General features: G+C 68.0%; 5 protein-coding genes, 1 tRNA gene and 1 other RNA gene. 6 read left to right on the top strand and 1 reads right to left on the bottom strand.

All coding sequences use genetic code 11. The features are described 5' to 3' along the window. A partial coding sequence (locus E3N94_RS17205; protein WP_241987101.1) for a hypothetical protein occupies positions 1 to 392 on the top strand: 392 nt, incomplete at its 5' end. A 535-nt stretch (positions 393 to 927) separates the two neighbouring features. Here E3N94_RS17205 and E3N94_RS10050 read toward each other — a convergent pair. Beyond that, positions 928 to 1,015 (bottom strand) — tRNA-Ser (locus tag E3N94_RS10050). A gap of 218 nt (positions 1,016 to 1,233) precedes the next feature. On the opposite strand from E3N94_RS10050, the gene ffs reads away from it, so the two are divergent. The 5 genes from ffs (at position 1,234) to E3N94_RS10025 (ending at position 8,291) form a co-directional block, all read left to right on the top strand. Beyond that, positions 1,234 to 1,330: signal recognition particle sRNA small type (gene ffs, locus E3N94_RS10045), an RNA gene on the top strand. Between the two features lie 213 nt (positions 1,331 to 1,543). Continuing rightward, positions 1,544 to 4,012, top strand: a complete 2,469-nt coding sequence (locus tag E3N94_RS10040) for a phosphoketolase family protein (protein ID WP_134570171.1) — start codon at positions 1,544 to 1,546, stop codon at positions 4,010 to 4,012. Between the two features lie 3 nt (positions 4,013 to 4,015). Then, positions 4,016 to 6,277: a phosphate acetyltransferase gene (pta, locus tag E3N94_RS10035; protein ID WP_104099833.1), complete on the top strand. Its 2,262-nt coding sequence runs from the start codon at positions 4,016 to 4,018 to the stop codon at positions 6,275 to 6,277. Next, a complete protein-coding gene (locus E3N94_RS10030; protein WP_134570170.1) occupies positions 6,274 to 7,488 on the top strand; it encodes an acetate kinase in 1,215 nt (404 codons plus the stop codon). The genes pta and E3N94_RS10030 overlap by 4 nt, the downstream gene beginning before the upstream one ends. 392 nt (positions 7,489 to 7,880) lie before the next feature. After that, positions 7,881 to 8,291 (top strand): YccF domain-containing protein, encoded by a 411-nt coding sequence (locus tag E3N94_RS10025; RefSeq protein WP_104099831.1) that lies wholly within the window; start codon positions 7,881 to 7,883, stop codon positions 8,289 to 8,291. Positions 8,292 to 8,412 lie beyond the last annotated feature (121 nt).

Here is an 8,412-nt window from a genome sequence, read left to right as displayed (position 1 = left end):
GTTGGGCTGGGTGCGGCGCGGTGCGGCTGGGCTGGGCTGCGTGCGGCGCGGCGCGGCTGGGCTTGGCGCGGTGCGGCTGCGTGCGGCTGGGCCGGGAGCCGCGCAGCTGGGCTGCGCTCGGCTCGGGCTCGAAGAGTAGGCTCAGCCTGATGAGCCTCGCCGCCGCCCAATTCGTCTCCAGCACCACCCTCGGAACCCGAATCGTGGTGCGCACCCGCATCGAGGGCGGGGTCACGGATGCCGTGGGTTACTTGCGGTCCGTCTCCGACACAGGGTGCATGGTTGAGACCAAACGCGGTCTGGTCGTCCTCGCGCTCGCCGATGTCGTGGCCGCGAAGCCGGTGCCACCGCCGCCCGTGCCGCGTGCGCCGCGGCATCCGCTCGCCGACTAGCCCCCGGTGCTCGCCGGTGCTCGCCGGTGCTCGCCGGTGCCCGCCGGTGCCCGCCGGTGCCCGCCGGTGCTCGCCGGTGCCCGCCGGTGCCCGCCGGACCTGTCCCGACACTTCCGTGGCCAACTCAGGAGATCCCTGGGCGGCCGCAGTCTGCTCTGCACTGGTCTGCGGCCACGGCGGAGCGGTCCGCGCGGATCTCCTGAGTTGGCCCCATGCCAGGCACGGTCGGAGCCTCGCTACGTGCATAACTCCCGCCAATTCTCGGCGGTGGGCTGTTTCAGGGCTCTATTGGCCACATCCGGCAGAATGTGCGGGAGCTATGGACGCGGGTCGGTGGCTAACTCAGGAGAACCACGGCCAGTTGCGGTTCCCGCCCCCGGAATCAGGCGGTGGATGTTTGCGTGCGGCTTGGATCTCCTGAGTTAGCCCCATCCGGGCACGGAAGCATTCCTGCGGGGGCGGAAGATTCGAACCCCCGAGAGTTGATTGTCGAGTTCGTCGAGACTAATGCCCGCCCGCGTGCTGCAGCGCGATCTGGCGGAGAATGGGGGATTCGAACCCCCGAGGGCTCTCACCCAACACGCTTTCCAAGCGTGCGCCATAGGCCACTAGGCGAATTCTCCTGGCCGAACGTTCCCTCAAGGAACGACCTAGAGAATCTTACCTGTTTCCGGTGGCCTCCGTGCACACTCGCCCCGCCCGCCCGGTGCAGACCCGGTACAGACTTGGTACAAGACCCGGTGCAGACCCGGTGCAGGCCCGGTGCAGACCCGGTGCAGACTCGGAATCGACTCGGAATCGCCTTGTTTTCGGCCTCGCCGGCTTTGCGTCTAAGCTAAGGGTCGGCTCCTCGCGTGGCGCCATCTCGGCCAACTCCCCCAGGACGGAAACGTAGCAAGGGTAACCGGGCTCTGGTGGGTGCGCGAGGAGTCTTTTTCATGCCCGCACGCACCGGAAAAACAGCCACAGCCCAGCCACAGCCCAGCCACAGCCCCGCCACAGCCCCGCCACAGCCCCGCCACAGCCCAGCCACAGCCCCGCCACAGCCCCGCCACAGCCGCAGGCCGTTAGCAATGATAACGATTTCGCCTCATCTCGTAAGATGAAACGGCGCAGATAACGCCCCCGCCCCGATAGTGCCTGGAGGCACCATGGCTGAAATATTCGGTAAACCCTTTCTCTGGCCAGACCGGTCACCGCATCCGCTCAGCGCTGAAGCGCTCGCCAGCGTCGATGCCTGGTGGCGGGCCGCCAACTACCTGTCGGTAGGGCAGATCTACCTGCTCGACAACCCGTTTTTGCGTGAGCCGCTCACGCGGGACCACATCAAGCCGCGTCTGCTCGGCCATTGGGGAACCACCCCGGGGCTCAATTTTCTTTATGCCCACCTGAACCGCGCCATCCAGGAACGGTCGATCAGCACCCTCTACGTCACCGGCCCCGGCCACGGCGGCCCCGGGATGGTGGCCAACGCCTACCTCGACGGCACGTACTCCGAGATCTACTCCGGCGTCGACCAGAGCGAGCAGGGCGTCAAGGCCCTGTTCCGCCAGTTCTCGTTCCCCGGCGGCATCCCCAGCCACGCCTCGCCCGAGACGCCCGGCTCGATCCACGAGGGCGGCGAGCTCGGTTACGCGCTCAGCCACGCCTACGGCGCCGCGTTCGACAACCCCGACCTGCTGGTCGCCGCGGTCGTCGGCGACGGCGAGGCCGAGACCGGCCCGCTGGCCACCAGCTGGCACTCGAACAAGTTCATCGATCCGCTTCAGGATGGCGTCGTGCTGCCGATCCTGCACCTCAACGGGTACAAGATCGCCAACCCCACCGTGCTCGCCCGCATCCCGGAAGAGGAACTCCTCGACCTGATGCGCGGCTACGGCCACAAGCCCTACATCGTGGATGGCGGCTTCGACGGCGAGGATCCCCTTCTCGTTCACCAGCGCATGGCGCTCACCCTCGACGAGGTGCTCAACGAGATCGCCGCGATCAAGGCGCGCGCCCTCGCCGGCGACACCGAGCGTCCGCGCTGGCCGATGATCATCCTGCGCACGCCCAAGGGCTGGACCTGCCCGCCCGTCATCGACGGGGTGCAGGTCGTCGACTCCTGGCGTTCGCACCAGGTGCCCCTGAGCAACGCCCGCGACACCGAGGCTCACACCCGGCTGCTCGAAGAGTGGCTGGCCTCTTACCGGCCGGGCGAACTCTTCGACGCGAACGGCGCCCCCGCCGCAGAGATCTCGGCGCTGGCCCCCGCGGGCGACCTGCGGATGAGCGCGAACCCGGTCTCCAACGGTGGGCTGCTGCGCCGGGCGCTGAAGCTGCCCGACTTCCGGGAGTACGCGGTGGATGTCCCTTCCCCGGGCGCCACCACCGATGAGGCGACCAAGGTTCTCGGCACCTGGCTGGCCGACGTCATCCGTGACAACCCCGACAATTTCCGCATCTTCGGGCCCGACGAGACGGCCTCCAACCGCCTCGCCCCGGCCGTCTACGCGGCCACGGACAAGCAGTGGAACGCGGAATTCCACGAGGGTGACACGAACCTCGCCCGCGCCGGCCGCGTGATGGAGATGCTCAGCGAACACCAGTGCCAGGGCTGGCTGGAGGGCTACCTGCTCACCGGCCGTCACGGCCTGTTCAACTGCTACGAGGCCTTCATTCACATCGTCGACTCGATGTTCAACCAGCACGCGAAGTGGCTCAAGGTTACCCGCGAGATCCCGTGGCGCCGCTCAATCTCGAGCCTGAACTACCTGCTCAGCTCGCACGTCTGGCGCCAGGATCACAACGGGTTCTCGCATCAGGACCCCGGGTTCATCGACCACGTCGTCAACAAGAGTGCGGATGTCGTACGCGTCTACCTGCCGTTCGACGCCAACACGCTGCTCGCCACCTACGGCCACTGCCTGCGCAGTGTGGACTACGTCAACGTGGTCGTCGCCGGCAAGCAGCCCGCGCCGAACTGGCTCACCATGGACCAGGCCGTCGCGCACTGCAAGCGGGGTCTGGGCATCTTCGACTGGGCCGGAACCGAGACGTTCGGCACCTCACCCGACGTCGTGCTGGCCGCCGCCGGCGAGGTGCCCACCCTCGAGGTGCTGGCCGCGGCCGCCATCCTGCGGGAATGGCTGCCCGACCTGTCGGTGCGCGTCGTGAACGTCGTTGACCTGATGCGCCTGCAGTCCGAGGCGGACCACCCGCACGGCCTCAGCGACAACGAGTTCGACGCCATCTTCACGGCCGACAAGCCGATCGTGTTCGCCTATCACGGGTATCCGTGGCTGATCCATCGCCTGACCTACAAGCGCACCGGGCACGGTAACCTGCACGCCCGCGGCTACAAGGAGAACGGCACCACCACCACGCCGTTCGACATGGTCATGCTCAACGACCTCGACCGGTACCACCTGGTGATGGACGTCATCGACCGGGTTCCCGGACTCGGCGCCCGCGCCGCCCTGCTTCGCCAGGAGATGCAGGATGCCCGCCTTCGGGCCCGCAATTACACCCGCGACCACGGGGAAGACATCCCCGCCGTCACCGAATGGGTCTGGGACGCCGATGGCGTCGGCGTGACCCCCGACAATGCCGGTGTCTCCACCGGCGGAGATAACGTATAAACCGTGGCTGACAGTATCTACATCACCTCTGCCGAGGGAAATACCGGCAAATCCACCATCGCCCTGGGCGTGCTCGACACCCTGCTCCGTTCGGTGGAGCGCGTCGGTGTGTTCCGGCCCGTGGCTCGCTCGGCGCACCACCCCGACTACGTGCTCAAGCTGCTGCTCTCGCACCTGTCGAGTGCGTCTGCGCTCACCGTGCAGCCCCCGCTGACCTACGACGACTGCGTCGGCGTCACCTACGACGAGGTGCACCTCGACCCCGACGCGGCCCTCGGCCGCATCGTGCAGCGCTTCAAGGCCGTCGAGGCCCAGTGTGACGCGGTGGTCGTGATCGGCTCCGATTACACGGATGTCGGCAGTCCCACCGAGCTCGCCTTCAACCTGCGCATCGCCGCCAACCTGGGGGTGCCGGTGCTGCTGGTGCTCGGCGGGCGGGTCGGTCCCGGCCAGCGCGACACGCTCAGCCAGGGTGACCGGCAGCTCGGCCAGAGCGACCCGCGCACGGCCGAGGACATCCGCCAGTTGACCGACGTGACCCTGGCGGAACTGCGCGACGAGCACGTTTCACTGCTTGGCGTGATCGTCAACCGCGCCGATCCGACTCGGCTCGATGAGCTCATCGACGCCGTGCGGAGCGTCGTCGACGCCGACACGAAGCCCGGCAGCGGGCGCAACGCGGTGCCGGTCTGGGCGCTGCCCGAAGACCCGTTCCTCGTGGCCCCGAGCATGAAGAGCATCCTCAAGGCCACCGACGGCACGCTCGTCAAGGGTGACCCCGCGCTGCTGTCCCGGGAGGCGCTCGGCGTGGTCGTGGCGGCCATGTCGATGGTCAACGTGCTGCCGCGCCTGTTCGAGGGCGCCGTGGTTGTGGTTCCCAGCGACCGCCCGCAGGTGCTGCTGGCCGTTCTGATGGCGAACTCGTCCGCGACGTTCCCGTCGATCGCCGGCATCGTGCTGGTCGGCGGCTTCGCCCTGCCCGAGGAGATCGGGCGGCTCGTCGAGGGGCTCGACGCCTCGGTGCCGATCATCAGCACCGAGCTGAACTCCTATGACGCCGCGCTGCGCATCACACACACGCCCGGACGGATGGCCGCCGACTCGCAACGCAAGCGCGACACGGCGCTGGCGCTCTTCGAAGGCCACGTGGAGGCATCCGTGCTGCTCGACCGGCTCAAGGTGAGCCGCGCCGACGTGGTGACGCCGCTGATGTTCGAGTACATGCTTCTCGAGCGCGCACGCACCAACCAAAAGCGCATCGTGCTGCCCGAAGGGGACGACGACCGCGTGCTGCGTGCCGCCGCGACCCTGCTGGCCCGCGATGTGGCCGACATCACGATTCTCGGTGAGGAGTTCGAGGTGCGCTCGCGTGCCATCGGCCTCGGCCTGGACATCGCCAAGGCGCAGGTTCTGAGCCCCTTCGACGACGTGCTGCGGCGCAAGTTCGCGGAGGCGTACGCGAAGCTGCGCGCCCACAAGGGCGTCACGGTCGAGCAGGCCATGGAACTCGTGACCGACGTGTCCTACTTCGGCACCATGATGGTGCAGCTCGGGCTGGCGGACGGCATGGTCTCCGGGGCGACGCACACCACGGCGCACACCATCCGGCCGAGCCTGCAGATCATCAAGACGCGTCCGGGAGTCTCGGTCGTGTCCAGCGTGTTCCTGATGGCGCTGGCCGACAAGGTGCTCGTCTACGGCGACTGCGCGGTGAACCCTGACCCCACCGCGGAGCAGCTCGCCGACATCGCCATCTCGGCGTCGGAGACGGCCGTCGAATTCGGTATCGAGCCGCGCATCGCCATGCTGAGCTACTCGACCGGCGAGTCCGGGCAGGGTGCCGACGTGGACAAGGTGCGGGCCGCCACCGCCCTCGTGCGGGAGCGTCGCCCCGACCTTCTGATCGAGGGTCCCATCCAGTACGACGCGGCAGCGGATGCCGCCGTCGCCGCCACGAAGATGCCCGGTTCGGCTGTCGCCGGCCGCGCCACCGTCTTCATCTTCCCCGACCTGAATACGGGCAACAACACGTACAAGGCCGTGCAGCGGAGCGCCGGAGCAGTGGCCATCGGCCCCGTCCTCCAGGGCCTGCGCAAACCCATCAATGACCTTTCTCGAGGAGCACTAGTGCAGGACATCGTCAACACCGTAGCCATCACCGCGATCCAGGCCGCGACGCTCGCAGCGTCCGAGTCCGGCACCCCGGCAGCTTCGGCTTCCGGTGCGGCATCTTCCGCATCGGCCGCAGCGGCGGTGTCCGCATGACCGCCATCCTGGTCGTCAACTCCGGATCGTCGTCGTTCAAGTACCAGCTGATCGACATGGACACCGAAACGGAGCTCGCCAGCGGCCTGGTCGAGCGCATCGGCGAGCCGATCGGGCACTCACGGCACACCGCGGGAACGTCGAAGGGCGGCCGCACCGAGCGCGACCTGCCGATCATGGACCACACCGCCGGCTTCGCCGTGATGATCGAGGCCTTCGCCGAGCACGGCCCGAAGCTGTCCGAGACGAACCTGATCGCCGTCGGCCACCGCGTGGTGCAGGGCGGCAACCGGTTCTTCGAGCCGACCGAGATCACCCACCTGGTCGAGCTGAACATCGAGGACCTCTCCGAGATCGCTCCGCTGCACAACCCGGCCAACGTGCAGGGCATCCGTGCCGCCCGCGCCAGCTTCCCGAACGTGCCTCACGTCGCCGTGTTCGACACCGCGTTTCACCAGACGCTGCCGCCGGCCGCGTACACCTACGCGATCGACAGGGACATCGCGACGCGGTACCGCGTGCGTAAGTACGGCTTCCACGGCACCTCGCACAAGTTCGTCTCGGAGGCCGCGGCGGCCTACCTCGACCGGCCCCTGGCCGAGCTCAAGACGATCGTGCTGCACCTGGGAAACGGGGCATCCGTGTGTGCCGTCGACGGCGGCGAATCGATCGACACCTCCATGGGCATGACCCCGCTGCAGGGGCTCGCGATGGGCACCCGCTCGGGCGACATCGACCCGGCCGTGATCTTCCACCTGCGCCGCCGGGCCGGGATGACCACCGCCGAGCTCGACGACCTGCTCAACCGCCGCGGCGGCATGCTGGCCCTGGCCGGCAACGGCGATATGCGCGACGTGGAGGATGCCGCGGTCGCGGGCGACCCGGTCGCCCAGGCTGCCCTCGACGTGTACTTCCACCGCGTCAAAGGCTATGTCGGCAACTACTACGCGCAACTCGGAACCGTGGACGTCATCGTCTTCACCGCGGGCGTCGGTGAGAACTCGCCGATCGTGCGCGCGGGCGCCCTGGCCGGACTCGAGGGCATGGGGATCGAAATCGACCCCGTGCGCAACGAAGCCAAGTCCCGCACGCCGCGCGCGATCTCCACGGACAACTCCCGGGTAACCGTGCTCGTCATCCCGACGAACGAGGAGCTGGAGATCGCCCGGCAGACGCTGGGGACGATCAAGCGCACGCATCCTTCTGTGTAGGGGGTTCGCTGGTAGGGGTTTCGGCTCCTGTGTCTCGTTGATGCCTTTGTTGATGCCTTTGTTGATGCTTTCGTTGATCGGCCGTTCCCGGGTTCCGGGGGCGGCCGATTGGCAGGTGGGGGTTCGGGGCGCTCGGGATGCGAGGTGCGGGGTGCTGTAGGACGTGACTTCGAAGTTTTTAGGCGACACGGGTCACCCCAGCGCCGTGGGCGGCGTGTTGCGAAATTCTCCGAGTTTAAAGTCGAGCCGGGTGCCGGGAGCCGGGAGCCGGAAGCCGGAAGCCGGGAGCCGGGTGCCGGGAGGGCAACACGCGGCCGGCGACGGATGTCCGCGCTCGCCGCGCCCGATTCCGATCCCGCGACCTCCGCCTCCTGCGCGGGTAGTATTTTCGCGTGAGCACACTCCTGAACTTGATCTGGCTCGTGCTGAGCGGGTTCTGGCTGTTCCTGGGCTACCTCGCCGCAGGCATTCTGCTCTGCGTGCTGATCGTTACGATCCCGTGGGGCATCGCGTCGTTCCGCATCGCCGCCTACGCGCTCTGGCCGTTCGGCCGCACCGTCGTGGCCAAACCCACCAGTGGAGCGTTCTCGTTCATCGGCAACGTGATTTGGGTGATCCTCGCGGGCTGGTGGCTGGCCCTGGCGCACATCGTCTCGGGAATCGCGCTCTGCCTCACCATCATCGGAATCCCCCTCGGCATCGCCGACTTCAAGATGGTGCCGGTTTCGCTCGCGCCCCTCGGCAAGCAAATCGTGAGCAATCGCCCCGGCGCGTTCGACCAGGCCGTCGCCCGCCGCGCCTGAGCTGCCGCGCCTGAGCTGCCGCGCCTGAGCTGCCGCGCCTGAGCTGCCGCGCCTGAGCCGCCGCGCCTGAGCCCTGCCCACCTGACAAACGGATGCCACCCGCCCCACCACACACCCCACC

It is taken from the genome of Cryobacterium sp. Sr3 (genome assembly GCF_004402835.1).
Classification (GTDB): Bacteria; Actinomycetota; Actinomycetes; order Actinomycetales; family Microbacteriaceae; genus Cryobacterium; species Cryobacterium sandaracinum.
This window is presented reverse-complemented; position numbering and strand designations above follow the sequence as displayed.

What these genes read in the sequence shown, in the direction of transcription:
- E3N94_RS10040 (WP_134570171.1), top strand. Translation starts at nt 1,544, where the DNA reads ATGGCTGAAATATTCGGTAAACCCTTTCTCTGGCCAGACCGGTCACCG.
- E3N94_RS10030 (WP_134570170.1), top strand. Translation starts at nt 6,274, where the DNA reads ATGACCGCCATCCTGGTCGTCAACTCCGGATCGTCGTCGTTCAAGTAC.